General features: G+C 66.9%; 12 protein-coding genes and 3 pseudogenes. 6 read left to right on the plus strand and 9 right to left on the minus strand.

Annotated elements, in window-relative coordinates:
- Window positions 1–89 precede the first annotated feature (89 nt).
- The 3 genes and pseudogenes from ACFYPA_RS28930 to ACFYPA_RS28940 all read right to left on the minus strand — a co-directional run bounded on the left by ACFYPA_RS28930 (window position 90) and on the right by ACFYPA_RS28940 (window position 2,562).
- Window positions 90–992: a TIGR03619 family F420-dependent LLM class oxidoreductase gene (locus ACFYPA_RS28930; protein ID WP_389135070.1), complete on the minus strand. Its 903-nt coding sequence runs from the start codon at window positions 990–992 to the stop codon at window positions 90–92.
- Between the two features lie 135 nt (window positions 993–1,127).
- Window positions 1,128–1,751 carry an NADPH-dependent F420 reductase gene (locus tag ACFYPA_RS28935; RefSeq protein WP_389135071.1) on the minus strand — a complete coding sequence of 208 codons (624 nt, stop codon included), beginning with the start codon at window positions 1,749–1,751 and terminating at the stop codon, window positions 1,128–1,130.
- A 92-nt stretch (window positions 1,752–1,843) separates the two neighbouring features.
- Window positions 1,844–2,562: pseudogene (locus ACFYPA_RS28940) on the minus strand (SDR family NAD(P)-dependent oxidoreductase).
- Between the two features lie 159 nt (window positions 2,563–2,721).
- On the opposite strand from ACFYPA_RS28940, the gene ACFYPA_RS28945 reads away from it, so the two are divergent.
- Both ACFYPA_RS28945 and ACFYPA_RS28950 read left to right on the plus strand, forming a co-directional pair.
- Window positions 2,722–3,633: a LysR substrate-binding domain-containing protein gene (locus ACFYPA_RS28945; RefSeq protein ID WP_389135073.1), complete on the plus strand. Its 912-nt coding sequence runs from the start codon at window positions 2,722–2,724 to the stop codon at window positions 3,631–3,633.
- A gap of 399 nt (window positions 3,634–4,032) precedes the next feature.
- A complete protein-coding gene (locus tag ACFYPA_RS28950; RefSeq protein ID WP_389135076.1) occupies window positions 4,033–4,362 on the plus strand; it encodes a hypothetical protein in 330 nt (109 codons plus the stop codon).
- Window positions 4,363–4,379: 17 nt separating this feature from the next.
- Here ACFYPA_RS28950 and ACFYPA_RS28955 read toward each other — a convergent pair whose 3' ends face one another.
- From ACFYPA_RS28955 to ACFYPA_RS28970, 4 genes and pseudogenes are all read right to left on the minus strand, one after another.
- The gene (locus ACFYPA_RS28955) at window positions 4,380–4,952 is read right to left on the minus strand and encodes a transposase (RefSeq protein ID WP_389135079.1); all 573 of its coding nucleotides are present in this window, start codon (window positions 4,950–4,952) and stop codon (window positions 4,380–4,382) included.
- 166 nt (window positions 4,953–5,118) lie between these two features.
- Window positions 5,119–5,187, minus strand: a pseudogene (locus tag ACFYPA_RS28960) (hypothetical protein); the annotation flags it as partial.
- A gap of 42 nt (window positions 5,188–5,229) precedes the next feature.
- A complete protein-coding gene (locus ACFYPA_RS28965) occupies window positions 5,230–5,853 on the minus strand; it encodes a LysE family translocator (RefSeq protein ID WP_389135082.1) in 624 nt (207 codons plus the stop codon).
- Between the two features lie 28 nt (window positions 5,854–5,881).
- Window positions 5,882–6,622: a metallophosphoesterase gene (locus ACFYPA_RS28970; RefSeq protein WP_389135084.1), complete on the minus strand. Its 741-nt coding sequence runs from the start codon at window positions 6,620–6,622 to the stop codon at window positions 5,882–5,884.
- A 174-nt stretch (window positions 6,623–6,796) separates the two neighbouring features.
- On the opposite strand from ACFYPA_RS28970, the gene ACFYPA_RS28975 reads away from it, so the two are divergent.
- From ACFYPA_RS28975 to ACFYPA_RS28990, 4 genes are all read left to right on the plus strand, one after another.
- Entirely contained in the window at window positions 6,797–7,414 is a 618-nt protein-coding gene (locus ACFYPA_RS28975; RefSeq protein WP_389135087.1) for an ABATE domain-containing protein, read from the plus strand.
- 468 nt (window positions 7,415–7,882) lie between these two features.
- Entirely contained in the window at window positions 7,883–8,134 is a 252-nt protein-coding gene (locus tag ACFYPA_RS28980) for a DUF6896 domain-containing protein (protein ID WP_389135090.1), read from the plus strand.
- A gap of 128 nt (window positions 8,135–8,262) precedes the next feature.
- A complete protein-coding gene (locus ACFYPA_RS28985; RefSeq protein WP_389135092.1) occupies window positions 8,263–8,736 on the plus strand; it encodes a hypothetical protein in 474 nt (157 codons plus the stop codon).
- Window positions 8,737–8,936: 200 nt separating this feature from the next.
- Window positions 8,937–10,001, plus strand: a complete 1,065-nt coding sequence (locus ACFYPA_RS28990) for a DUF3592 domain-containing protein (RefSeq protein WP_389135095.1) — start codon at window positions 8,937–8,939, stop codon at window positions 9,999–10,001.
- A 58-nt stretch (window positions 10,002–10,059) separates the two neighbouring features.
- Here ACFYPA_RS28990 and ACFYPA_RS28995 read toward each other — a convergent pair.
- Window positions 10,060–10,838 (minus strand): annotated as a pseudogene (locus tag ACFYPA_RS28995) (IS5 family transposase); the annotation flags it as partial.
- A gap of 416 nt (window positions 10,839–11,254) precedes the next feature.
- The gene (locus tag ACFYPA_RS29000) at window positions 11,255–11,890 is read right to left on the minus strand and encodes a PxKF domain-containing protein (protein ID WP_389135098.1); all 636 of its coding nucleotides are present in this window, start codon (window positions 11,888–11,890) and stop codon (window positions 11,255–11,257) included.
- Window positions 11,891–12,957 lie beyond the last annotated feature (1,067 nt).

The raw sequence follows: 12,957 nt of genomic DNA on the forward strand, positions 1-12,957 counted from the left end.
GAGACTCTCTTCCTCTGGTCCGAATCGAACGGCTTGCCCGCCCGTCGCTTCTTCGCCCGTCGTTGCTTCGGCGGTCGTTTCTTCGGTGGTCACAGCCGGCCGGTACGCTCGATCACCTGGCCGGCGAAGTCGAGCAGCTGGTCAAGGCCGGCGAACATCGTGAAGGCATCGAAGTACGCCTCATCGACACCGGATTCGGCGTACCGCGTCAGTTGGTCCGCGACCGAGCCGACGGACGTGCCCGGCTCGAGGTTGATCCGCATGGCCGTCTTGAGTGCGTCGGGATCGCGGCCGGCCTCCTCCGCCGCTCGACGCGCGATCGACCACAGGCGGCCTGCGCCCTCGTCCTGACTACTGACCGACGCGGCGGGCGCCGGCCCTTCGACCCCGAGCCAGCCGACCCCGCTGCGGCCGACCCGGCGCATCGCGGCCTCACTGGCACCACCGATCCAGATGGGCGGCCCGCCCGCCTGGACCGGACGGAGGTCGGCGTGGACCGGTGGCATGGTGAAGAACTCGCTGTCCCAGGACACGGGACTGGTAGTCCACCACGCCCGCAGGAACGCCAACATGTCATCGAGCATCTTGCCGCGCCGGCTCCAGTCCGCGCTGCGGGCGACGTCGTACTCCTGCTTCATCCACCCCACCCCCACACCAACGCCGAGGCGGCCGCCGCTGAGCACGTCGAGCGTGGTCAACTGCCGGGCCAGGTGCGGCGGCTCGTAGTAGAACGTGCTGAGCGTGCTGGTGTTCAGGCGTACCCGGTCGGTCGCCGCCGCAGCGACGGTCAACAGCAGCATCGGATCGAAGGAGCGGGCCATCTGTGGCCCCAGGTCCAGATAGCCGTTGCCCAGATCAACCGGCGTGACCAGGCGATCGCCGACCCACAGGGTGTCGTAGCCGAGGTCCTCGAGTCCGCGGACGAAAGTGCTCAGGGCGGGGGCGTCGCTGACCGCGGGCCCGACAAGGGGAATCACGAAACCGAGCTGCATTGCGTTGGCCTCCTCGGGCGAACTCTTTCGCCACTATTGACATCTGGCATCTGGCATCGACGAGTCGGTGGTTCCGTCGATTGGCCAGAGCGCACGGCGCCCTATTTGCCGACTGTTTGGTCAGCCCCGGAGGGGTCAGCCCGTAAACTCGCTGACGCCCAGGGCGAAGTTCCCGTGGCCGATTCCGTTGCCGGCGAGGCCTACCGTGAGCACGCCCGCTCCTTCGAGCCAGTGCGCCATCTTCAGGCCGCCGACGTCCAGCGGGCGCAGTCCGAGGCTCTCGATGAATGCCGCGACGTCCGCCTTGGCCTGCGGGTCGTCACCGGCGAAGAAGACGTCGGGCCGGCCGTTCTCCAGAACGCCACGGAAGATGGTGTTGAAGGCCTTGAACACGTTGGCGTCGGCCGGGGCCACCTTGGCGACTTCCTGCGCGATCGAGGTCTCCTCGCTGTGGGCCAGGCCATCGCCCGTGGTGTTGAAGGGGTTGCTGATATCGACGATGGTCTTGCCCGCGAGGGCGTCCCCGTACTGGGCGACGGTCGGAACGACCCCGTCGTACAACAGGGCCGTGATGACGATGTCCCCGGCCGGGACGGCGCCCCACTCACCCGCCGTCGTGCCGCCGCCCAGAGTCTTGGCCAGGCCCTCGGCCTTGGACTGATCGCGCGCCATGATCTCGACGGTGTTGCCGCCCGCTACCGCGAGCGCGCCGATCGTGTGGGCCATGTTCCCCGCACCGATGAAGGTGATGCTGCTCATGAGCTGTGCTCTCTTCCTGTTCTCGGGGGCGCCTGTTCTCTAGGCGCCGCTCTGTCGCGTTCGTGCGTGGTCCGGTCTCGTTCGTGCGTGGTTCAGATAGCGGTGGTGCCGCCGTCGGCGAACCAGCTCCAGACCATTGACGTAGCTGGAGTCGTCGGAGGCCAGGAACAGGGCGATCGTGGCGATCTCCTCGGGGCGGCCCATCTTTCCGCGGGGGATCAGGGACTCGAAAGCAGTCCTGGTCGCCTCGTCGAATAGCTCTTCCTGCTTGGCCGTGCCGTCCTGGCCGGGGCCAGGACGTTCACCCGGATCTTGCGGTCGCGCAGCTCGTTGAGCCAGACACGGGCAAAGGCCTGCTGGACCGCCTTGCTTCCCGCGTAGAGGCTCCAGCCGGGGAAGGCGCCGGGGAAGGCATTGGATCCGGTCATCAAGATCGACCCGTGGTCGTTGAGCAGGGGTAGTGCCTTCTGCACGGTGAACAGGGTGCCGCGGGCGTTGAGCGAGAAGGAGCGGTGGAACTGTTCCTCGGTGATCTCGCCGAGCATGGCGGGCTCGCCCATGCCGGCACTGGCCCACAGCTCGTCGATCGAGCCCTTCTCCCGCTTGACGGTGTCGTACAAGCGGTACAGGTCGTCCAGGTCGGACGCGTCACCCTGGACGGCGGTGACGTTGCGGCCGATCAGTTCGACGGCCTCGTCCAGTGCTTCCTGCCGCCGGGCCTGGATGGAGACATGCGCGCCTTCCTCGACGAAAAGCTTGGCCCCGGCCATCCACCGGCAATTACCGCTACCTTGCCATCGAGCTTTCCCACGATCACTCCATTGAATTGATGAGTAGCAATTACCGATCCAGAATTCTTGTACCGAATTCTCTCGGCCCCATGAACGATGCCATTGGCCTGAGCGGGTGTCCAAGACCCGTTTCAACCGTGGTGATAACCTCAAGGCATTGCCGGACCGGGAGGGGCCCCATGGATCTGGATCTCCGCAAGTTGCGCTACTTCGTCGCCGTCGCCGACAGACTGCACTTCGGCCGCGCCGCCGAGGACCTGCACATCGCGCAGCCGGCGCTCAGTCGGCAGATCCGCGCGCTGGAACAGGACCTCGGCGCCCCCCTGTTCACCAGGGACAGCCACGGCGTCACGCTGACGGACGCGGGCCGACAACTCCTGGACGACGCCGGTCCGTTGCTCGCCTCCGCGCAAGCGGTCAGGCGCCGGGTGACCGCGGCTGCCCGTGGCGGCCAGCGGCTGGTGGTCGGTTTTCGGGCTGGGATCCCGGTCATCCCCGCGGCGCGAGAGTTCGGTGGCCGCCATCCGGACGTGGTCGTGGACGTGCAGCGCATGGAATGGGACGACCAGGTCGCTATGCTGCTTGACGGCCGTGTCGACGTCGGCTACGTGCGGCTGCCCATCGACGAGGCAGGCCTGCGCCTCATGCCGCTCTACACCGAGCCGCTCATGGTGGCGCTGCCCGCTGGCCACCGGCTGGCCGGCAAGGAGGAGGTCACCGAGGCGGACCTGACCGGTGAGCCGCTGATCTGGCATGCCGACCCGAGCACGCAGCCCACCAAGCGTCCGCACCCCGACTCCGGGCTCCGGGTGCGCGGGGTGGAGGAGAAGCTCGAGCACGTCGCGGCCGGCCGTGGCATCTCGTTCGTGGGGCGCTCGGAGACCGTGTTCTACTCACGACCGGACATCAGGTACGTGCCCGTCCTGGACCTGGCGCCCGACCAGGTTTTCGTCGCGATGGCAGCGTCGCGCACCTCGCCGCTGGCCGACGACTTCTTCGCCGCGGCTCAAGCGACGGCTGGGATCACGGCAGAATGCGGGAACTATGAGATGTGGCAGCTGGTGACCGACGCCGCTGCACAGCGCGGTTGAGCAGTCCGGCTGACAACAGCAGACCCCGGCCTCCAGTACGCGTACCTGTGGCGCGCTGCTCGACGGAGTGGTTCGTTCCCGATCGTGGCGGTGTTCACCGCCGCCGACCATCCGCTGCGGGCCCGGTCAGGAGGCCTCATTCAGGGCGGGATCCGCGCGCCAGATCAGGGCGAGTTAGTGGCTGTTGTCTTTCCGGTGGTGGCTGCCTAAGGGCTGTCCCGTAATCCCTGGCGGGCGCACGACGACAGCTACGGCACCTCGCCGCGTTGTCGGAACGCCCGAATACATCCAGTATGCGGACGCCCCTCCGCCTTGCGATGCACCGCATCTGACGTCGCGCGCTGATCCACCAGGGATTACGCGACAGCCCTTAGTTTCCGCTGGTCAGGAGTAGGAGCGGTGATTCAGCGGGAGTTGTGGCCCGTCGGGTTGCTGTTCTCCGGGAGGTCGCGGATGCCGTCTGTTTCTGGGTTGCTGGAAGAGCGGGAGCTCGCTGCTCGTCGTCGTGTGGAGAAGTTGCGGGAGGAGGCCGATCGCGTTCAGGCCGTGGCCGAGCAGGACTGGAGCGAGTGGACCATTGCCCGCTCGCGGGTCGGCGAGGTCCTGGCCCCGGGCGGCGCTGGCGATGCCGCCCCGGATTCCACCGGGGGCCTGCGGGAGACTGGTCCGCAGACCGAGCCGGCGAAGCCGAAGTCGGTGGTGCCGGCGTGGCGCGCGGGCCTGGCCTGATCGGTACTGTCGGTGGACTACCAGTGCATCCTTCGGGTCCTGTCCGACCAGCAAGGTCTCGGCCAGGGACCGTTGACCTGCCAGGAGATGGCCGTCGCGTTCGCCATTGATCCGGTGCCAGGGCGGTTCACGCTGCTGCAGAGCGAGTCCGGGTCAGGCGGCGGGTCATGAGCAGGGTCATCGACCAGTAGACCACCGCCTCGGCGCTGGCGGTGCGGCGTTCGGAGTCCGCGCCCGAGGCGGCGGGATCGCATCAGGTGGGCGAAGAACCGCTCGACGATCCACCTCTTGGGCAGCACGACGAAGCCGCGCATGTCGTCGCTGCGTTTCACGATTGCCGGGACCAGCGCGAGCGTGGCGAGGCAGTGCTCGCTGAGACTGCCGGTGTATCCGCCGTCGGCCCAGACCAGCTCCAGCCGGTGATGCGCGTGGGTGACCTGCTCGAGAAGTACCTGGGCGGCAGTGCGGTCGCCGGTGTCCGCGGCGGTGACCATCACGCCCAGCAGCAGGCCGAGCGTGTCCACTACCGCGTGCCGTTTGCGCCCGTTGATCAGCCTTGCCGCCGTCGAATCCGCGGCAAGGCTGATCAACGGGCGCGGCGTCCGCCTTCACCGACTGGGAGTCGATCACTCCCGCGGTCCGCTCCGGGACCCGGCCCGCCTTCTCGCGGACCTTCCCCCGCAGCCGGTCGTGGAACTCGAAGATCAGACCGTGTTCGCGCCAGCGTCGGAAAAAGGCGTAGACCTGGCCCAATGGCGGGAAGTTGGCCGGCATAGCCCGCCATTTGGTTCCACTGTCGACCAGATAGTGGACCGCATCCAACATTGCCCGGTGGCAGTACGCCTCCGGCTGGAGGCGCCTCTCGGCCTACGTCACGGCGCCCCGAATGCCGAGGGTGATGAGGACCGCTGACGTGACCTTGGCGGCAGTCTGCTTGAAGCGGGGCGTGTGCAGGGCGTGTGAGGCACGCAAGATGAGGAAGGTCCAGGCGGCGAGCCAGAGCGCGATCAGTAGCGCGTGGGCGGTGGCCAGAGTGAGGATCTGGCCGCCGAAGGGCTGGTGGCGTGCGATGAACTGGGGGACCAGGGTCAAGTAGATAGCTGCCGCTTTCGGGTTGAGGACGTTGGCGAGCAACGCTTGGGCGTAGACAGAGTCCGCCCCTTTCGGTCGGCGTTGGCGGTAGGGGACGGGCGCCGTGTTCGGTGCGGCGGAACGCCACGTCCATATGCCCAGGCCGATGAGGTAGCCGGCACCGATGAGCTTGATGGCGGTGTAGGCCTGGCTGGAGTGCATGACCAGGGCTGACAGGCCGGCTATGGCGAGAGTGGCGTGGATGTACAGGCCGGTGACTGTACCGAGGATGACGGGAAGAGCCTGACGGCGGCCGCTTTCGGTGACGTGTTGGATCAGCAGGGCCAGACTGGCTCCGGGGGTGGCGATCAGGGGAAGGACCGCCACCAGGAACCCGGCGACGGCGTAGGGATGGACCACGATGCCTCCGGATCGTGCGAGCGGGGGATCAGAGCACTACCCGGTAGTGGGTGGTCAGGCGCCGGTCGTCGGACAGGATGTGGAACGCAAGGCCGGGCGGCTGGTCGCGGTCTGCGGCCTTGTCGCCCTCCCAGGGCATGCGCAGGGTCCAGGTGATGGCCGGTCCGACGATCAGCGGCCGCGCGGCGAAGGTCGAGGCGGCCGCGGTGTGGGCGTGGCCGGTGAGGACGGCGGCGACCTGCGGGTGCGCGTCGATCAAGTCGGCCAGTTGTCCGGGCTCTTCGAGCATGCAGGAGTCGGGCAGGGGGTGATGGAGTTCGACCGGCGGCTGGTGGAAGGCGATCAGTGCCGCGGCGTCCTGCGGCAGCGCGGTGAGGGTGGTGTCGATCCAGGCGAGTGTTTGGGCGTCGAGGCGTCCCTCGTCGCGGCCCGGGACGGTGGAGTCGCACATCAGGATGGTGGTGCCGGCGATGTGGTGGGACTGATTGATGGGGCCGTGGTCGGGTGCCTCTCCGAGCAGGACCTTGCGGTAGGCCGGTCGCGCGTCGTGATTTCCGGGGCAGGTGAGCACTGGGAAGGGGGCGGTCAGGATCTGAGCTGCTTCCTCGTACTCGGCCTCCTCGCCATGATCGGCGATGTCCCCGGTGACGAGGAGTGCGTCAACCGGGTGGGGCAGGGCTCGCAAGTAGTCCATGACGCGGGTGGCGCGTCGGGTTGCCCTCTCGCTGCCGTCCAGGTGCAGGTCGCTGATTTGTGCAAGCAGCGTCATTCCGCAGTCGCCTCCAATGGCGGGCTCAGCCGCCGTCCCATGCCAGGGCAGGTGTCTCCACCCACTTCAGTATCTAACGGAAGTTTCTTCATTTTCCGTTAGAGACCTTAGGGTGTGCGTAGGGATGTGATCAAGTGGCTGACGACCGGGCACCGAGATGGAAGGGGATGCCTTGTGAAGCGTTGGCTGGCGTTGGAACTGGCAAGTACGATTCGCCACGACGCAGATGGCGGCGTCGCCGATGACCTCGCCACGGTCCAGGGAACAACGCACTGGATCCAAGAGCAGGGGGATCTGCTGGCCGGCCACATTCCGGCTGGAGAACTCGCAGCGGATGAAAACCTCAGGCTCGGGATCATCGAGCTTCGGCAGGCAGTGCGGGCCCTGTTCGCCCGAGTGGTCAGTCCCGCTCCTCCCAGCCCGGCGGACGCCCATCGCCTGATGACTGCCGACCAGGCAATGGCCCACCTCAATGCGGCTGCCGCGCGGGAACTGGTCGCCCCGCAGATCGACTGGCCCGTCGAAGGAGTCCCTACCGCCCGACTGCTGTCGGCGGAGAACGATCCCTACATTCGGCTTGTCGCGGCCCTGGCCCGAGCCGCCATCGACTTTCTCAGTGGCCCGCAGTGCACGCAGTTGCGATCCTGCGCCGCTCCCCGCTGCGTCCGCTACTTCGTCAAGAGCCACGGGCGGCAGGAGTGGTGCAAGCCGTCGTGCGGAAACCGCGCCCGGGCAGCTCGCCACTACAGGCGTCAGCGCACGGCAGTTGATGGCGGTTCTGCCCCGTCCTGATCTCTCAGGGAAACCCCAGGGCCGTGCCGACGCGGGCGCGCCATGGATCCCTCCCGCCTGGGGGACAAGCCGTTCCACACGGCCGTCGATCGCATCCACGCCGAGTTCGCCGCTGTCCTGTCCGTCGGCCACTCAGTCAACGACATCTCACGGCCCGGCCCTCATCCACTGACTTGGCGACGCCATGACCGGGGAACAATACTCCGCGTACTGACACATTCAGTTTCGAGGTGCTGTGAAGGACCCGGCAGAACGGGGGCGAGGGACTGCGGTCGTCAGCCCAAGTTCGAGGCGCTTGTCCATCTCCAGACGGAACGTTCCGTACGGGTTGATGTTCGACCAGAACCGCGATTGATGAGGCCATGAGGCTGGCGTTCCCCTCGCTTGAGCGACTGACGGACATCGTCGGCGTGGCCCCGTTCGCGTCGGATCAGCCGCAGTGATCACATCGGCACCTACGCCTGCCAGGTGCATGGGGCAGGGTGTCGCTTCGTCAGTGGCAACGGCACCGAGGTCGACGTGGACTTCGCTGCCGACGGGAGTGAAGTCTTCGACTTCTGGCGGCTGCGCTGGTACGAGCTGAGTCTGTCGGAGCCTGTTGACGTCACGGATGAGGATCTGCAGGCCGCAGTGTTAATGACGGGCTTCCGCCGGATCGCCACACCTCGGCGAACTGCACGTCTCCATGATCCCCTGGACTTTGAATCAGCCCTGGGTTGAAGGGCACCCCGCCTCGGCTCGCGAGCAGCGACCAGGTCGTAGCTGTGGTCAAGGTGTGACGGGCCCTTCACCTTCGCTATTTGTGCGGATCTCCAATTCGGCGTCCGCTAATGTCGTTCCGTTTTACGTTGCTCACTTCTCAGGACGATTGCTACGTTTTTTGGCTGGCGCACGTCGCCAGAATCGGTTTCGGCAAATCAGCATTCCTGCTGTGGAGGGTTCAGATGACTGGTAAGCTACAAAAACTCGTAATGGTCGCAGTGGCCACCGTCGGGATGATGGCCTGGACGACCAGCGGCTCGGCATCGGCGGCCAGTCAAGTTCCGTGCAACAACAGCGAGTTCGTAAAACTGTCCTACCACTACGGCAGTGATCCTACTCGGCACAAGTGCATCGCTTGTTTCGCGCACGCTGGCGACGTCTTTCTTTTTGACCAGTATGCGCGGCCCTTATGGGCTGACCAGATCTGGACCGGAAACAATCGTGTCCAGTGGTTCGGAGACGGGCGGTGGCAGCCTGCTCAGCCGATCGGGAAGAACACCGCCATGGGCTGGTCACCTCACCCTGGTGGGGTGCGGATAGAGAAGCTCCGAATCGTCTGAGTCACCTGCGGTATGCGGCCTCATTGTGTTTGACATCGAGTCACTGTCAGCCACGATGAGGCCTTCTGTGTGACCATCGGTGACTGTAGTGCTAGTACTCCAGCCGGACTTCTTCATTAGCGCTGGTCAAAGGCTTGGGCGCGGAGAGTGTGATGTGCCGGTACCAACTTGCGTAGAGCTCATAACACGATCTTGTTCAAGTGTTCTGGTTGGTGGGGCAGAGGCGGCGCGGGGAGAGCACGCGCGGGCTGAGGGCGGAAATCGAATTCGGCCAGGACGGCTCCGGTGCCGGGTGCACGACTTCGCCTCTGGATCATCGCCTTGGCTGGGTGGAGCCAGGGGCCAAGATTGGCCTGGCGTTGAGTGGTGCCGCCTTCTGCCCTGAGGCTGCGGCGTGCGCCTGCCACGGCGGTGGGCAACCGTTTGGCGATCTCAGCCGTCGTATGCACATGACGACGACGCCTGCCCTCCCATCCCTCGTGCTGCGCGGCAGCAGTGCCACCGCCCGCTTCGGGGACGGATTCGACTACGTGCAGTGGGAAGAGGACGGGCGCGTGACACGCATTCCGCTGGAGGCCATTGAAGCGGTCGGCAGCCTCAACCGCCGGCTCGAGGTCGTTCTGACGACTGCAGAGGCCGACCGCCGTCCTACCGTGTACGCGGTTCACGATGCCAGCGCCGCCGCCGTGACCGCGTTCTGTGCCGCCCTGCAGGCCCGACTGCCCGAGAGCGCCGCCGAGGGATTGCGCGTCGACGGCGAAGATCTGATCACCGAAGTTCCTGCGGGGCACCCCCGGACCCCCTCGAAGCGGGTTCTCCTTGTCGCCGTGATCGCGGTCTTCGCGGTGATCGATGTGACGGTGGCGGTGCTCCGTGAGCCGGCGTGGGCCATCGCGCTGCCGTTCTTTCAGCTCTTCGCGGGCGCGGGGGTATCCATGGCTCTGACACTGGGACGAGGCCTGTACGAAGCGCTGCATCTCCCCAGGCACGGCATCACGGTGATGGCACAACTCGACCACCACACCCACAGAACCAAGGTGTACCGGTACGAGGACCAGGACGGCGGGCTGCACTTCTACCGGGAGTCGACCGGCGGGCAGCAGCTGGAGCTCAGCTACGACCCGAGCAACCCCAGCCGCGCCTCCGCCCGCCAGTCGCTCTACGGCCAGGTCATGATGGCGCTGATGTCAGCCGTGGGCCTCGGTATGGCCTGCGGCGGACTTGGGATCACCGGGTACCAGCTCTTCATCGCGTTGCGTGGCTGACTCCGTATGCGTCCGTGTCGAGCACTTCTTGAACTCGTACCACCGCTTGCGATCGGCACTGCCTGAGGCGTCGGTAGCAGATGAGGCTGCAGGCGAGGTGGACGAAGGCGTCGTGAGGTTCGGTGCGCGGTTCCCAGCGAACTGCGAGGCGTTCGAAGTGGTGGAGCAGGGCGAAGGTCTGCTCCACCACGTAGCGAAGTTTGCCCAGTCCCTTGATGTTCGGACAGTCCTTGCGTGAGATGACGGGCAGGATCCCGCGCTTGCGTAGTTCGTCTCGGTTGGGGTTGGAGTCGTAGCCCTTGTCGCCGAGCAGGGCTTCGGGTCGTCTGCGGGGCCAGCCCGGGCGGCCGGCGATGGGTGGGATGCCGTCGACCAGAGCGAGGGTCTGGGTGACGTCGTTGACGTTGGCTGCAGTCGTGATGACTCTGAGCGGGGTGCCACGTCCGTCGCAGATCAGGTGGTGCCTGCTTCCCGTTTTCCGCCGGTCAACCGGCGACGGACCGGTACCGGATCCCCCTTTTTCGCTCGGACGTGGGAACCGTCCACGCACGCCCGTGACCAGTCGAGTGCGCCGGCCGCGTTCGGTTCCGCGAGCAGGATGCGGTGCAGCTGGTCGAAGACGCCTGCCTTCTGCCACCGGTCCAGGCGACGCCAGCACGTCTGGCCCGAGCCGAACACCAGCTCCAGCGGCAAGAGTTGCCAGGCTATGTCGGTGTAGAGGACGAACAGGATGCCCTGCAGACAAAGACGATCCGACACCGGCCGCGGCCCCGGCGACCGCTCCGGCCACAGCGGCAGCAACGGCTCGATCAGCGCCCACAACTCATCGTCCACGATCCACGGTCGAGTACCCACACCATCACGAACGGCCGAATCGTCACACCGGTTCCGCCTCACCAGCCAACATCAACAAGATCGCGCTACGAGCTCGTAGCGGCGGACTTCGCACTGGTCCAGGCCGCATTCATTATTCGCGCTCTGGAAGCACTCCTCGCCATCCAGCGGCATCCGGCGATGCGTACGAGGTCGGCGACGGTGGCGTCCAAGGGTGCGCTGGCGAGGATCGGGTGGCGGTCGAGCAGTTCGTGTCGGCAGGTCTGGACACAGCGTTCGACGACCGAGTTCTTCCTGGGTATCCACCATGTCAAATTGGAGATCCACGCAAGCTGCGGTGTTGGAGGGCCCACCAGATCTCGAACGTGGTCTCCCCGCGGTTCCGGGGCGGGCGGTTCTACTGCGTGGCGGTGCGGTGGTTACTTGAACTGGAAGTAGGCGACGTGGTCGGTGCCGTCGACCAAGGCCAGGTGGAACGTGCGGCAGGTGCCCGCCCACGCCTTCTCGGTCCTCCACGCGTAGGTGTAGGTGCCGCTGGCCGCGTCGTAGGTGAGTCCCGAAGTGCTGGTGGTGGCCTCGGCCGGGTCGGCCGTGCCGGTGCCGCAGGCGGTCGCCCGGGAAGTCGGGAAACCGGCCGCGAGGACGTTGAGGCTCTTGTCGCCGTCGAGGGAGAACTTGATCGGGATGCTGCGGCCGGCGTTGACGGAGTTGACGGCGGGCGTGTCGTGCACGGGCGAGAAGAACCCGGTGAAGGGGAGCGCGGGGGCCGGGTTCTCGACCTGGGTGGTGAGGCTGTCGGTGCCGGCCGGGAAGATGACGTAGTTCTGGGCGTCGGCCCGGAGGATGACGGCGCCCGCCTCGGTGGGCGTGATGGTGAGGGTGATCGACACGGGGGTGCCCATGGCGGCGAGCTGCCAGCACTGGGCACTCGACGCGGTTTGGTTGGCGCACTCCCACAGCGGGTCAGACGGCGTCGCGGTGGTGATGGTTACCGCGGCACCGGACAGGGCGAGGTCGACCACGTAGGGGTCGAACCGGTCGTCGGGACCGGTCATGGGGAGGCCGACGGTGACGGTGTAGGGGGCGTTCACCGGCACGGGCCCGGCCGGCGACCTGCACGACGCTGTCGGCATAAGCAGGGGTCGCCAGGGCGAGCACGCCGAAGGCGGCGGCCGCTGCGGTGAAAAGCGCCGTGGCCCGGCGGGCTGACTTCGCGGTGACGGTGGCAGCAGACATGGACGCCCTCCAGGGGGTGGGGCCGTGCCGCGGAGGGCGCCGGGCACGGGGACGAAGCGGGCGGCACTCGGCAGCCCGCTAAACGAAAGCGCTGTTGGGAACGCTGCGCCCGGCTGTCCCTGGTCACAATGGGGGAGTCCTGCGTGCGGTGCGCTACCGGGGACAATCCTGGCATGCGGTTCACCAGCGGAGTGATGGTTCTTCTAATCCCGTCCGGAGCCGTCGGGTTCGGCCGCCCACCTTGATCGGGACCACGCCCCCATCCCCGGCGGTATGCGCCGCCAAGGTGACCAGCCCGAGGGACGGCGCCCCTTCGATCAGAGTCAAGCTCCCGGCCACCCGCCGCCTCGCCGGGGCTGCTGGCGGTGCGGGCTGCGAGGCGGGCAGCCCCGGGGCGGACTCGATGGCCAGCACCGCGCCCGCCCATTCCATGCCCAGCGCGGCGAGGGCGGCACGCTGCTCCGCGGTGAGCTTGTCCCGCCGGCTCCCGGTGTTCGAGCGCCACACACCCCGTTTCGCCGGAACCGGCTCCGCCTCGCCGTCGACCGTCATCTAGTGCTTCACCGCAAAAGTTCGTGGAGGGGTGTTGGCCAAGTCGGCTGGTCGCCGAGGTAGAGGTAGCAGGCGCAGACGACGCAGTCCTCGGGGCTGCCGGAGGGCAGGCCTGTGGGGAGGAAGTTGACCTCGTAGCCGTCTCGGCTGGCCAGATAGAGGGCGAAGCCCCTTCACCGTGCGGGTCGTTCAACCCTGAGCAGTGAAAGGGGGACTGGCTGTCCCTGGACGGGCTGTGCCTTCATCCGGGGTGCGAACAGCCGCATCGTTGTCGGTGGACGGGTTGTTCGCGCGTGCCGCCGGCATGGGGCCCGCCATGTGAAGCATGGAGGAG

Origin of the sequence: Streptomyces sp. NPDC005775 (assembly GCF_042871565.1) — a bacterium.
Classification (GTDB): domain Bacteria; phylum Actinomycetota; class Actinomycetes; order Streptomycetales; family Streptomycetaceae; genus Streptomyces.

Excerpts from the sequence above, each read along its gene's own strand:
- ACFYPA_RS28945 (WP_389135073.1), top strand. The coding sequence starts at position 2,722 with ATGGATCTGGATCTCCGCAAGTTGCGCTACTTCGTCGCCGTCGCCGAC.
- ACFYPA_RS28935 (WP_389135071.1), bottom strand. The coding sequence starts at position 1,751 with ATGAGCAGCATCACCTTCATCGGTGCGGGGAACATGGCCCACACGATC.
- ACFYPA_RS28930 (WP_389135070.1), bottom strand. The coding sequence starts at position 992 with ATGCAGCTCGGTTTCGTGATTCCCCTTGTCGGGCCCGCGGTCAGCGAC.
- ACFYPA_RS28970 (WP_389135084.1), bottom strand. The coding sequence starts at position 6,622 with ATGACGCTGCTTGCACAAATCAGCGACCTGCACCTGGACGGCAGCGAG.
- ACFYPA_RS29000 (WP_389135098.1), bottom strand. The coding sequence starts at position 11,890 with ATGACCGGTCCCGACGACCGGTTCGACCCCTACGTGGTCGACCTCGCC.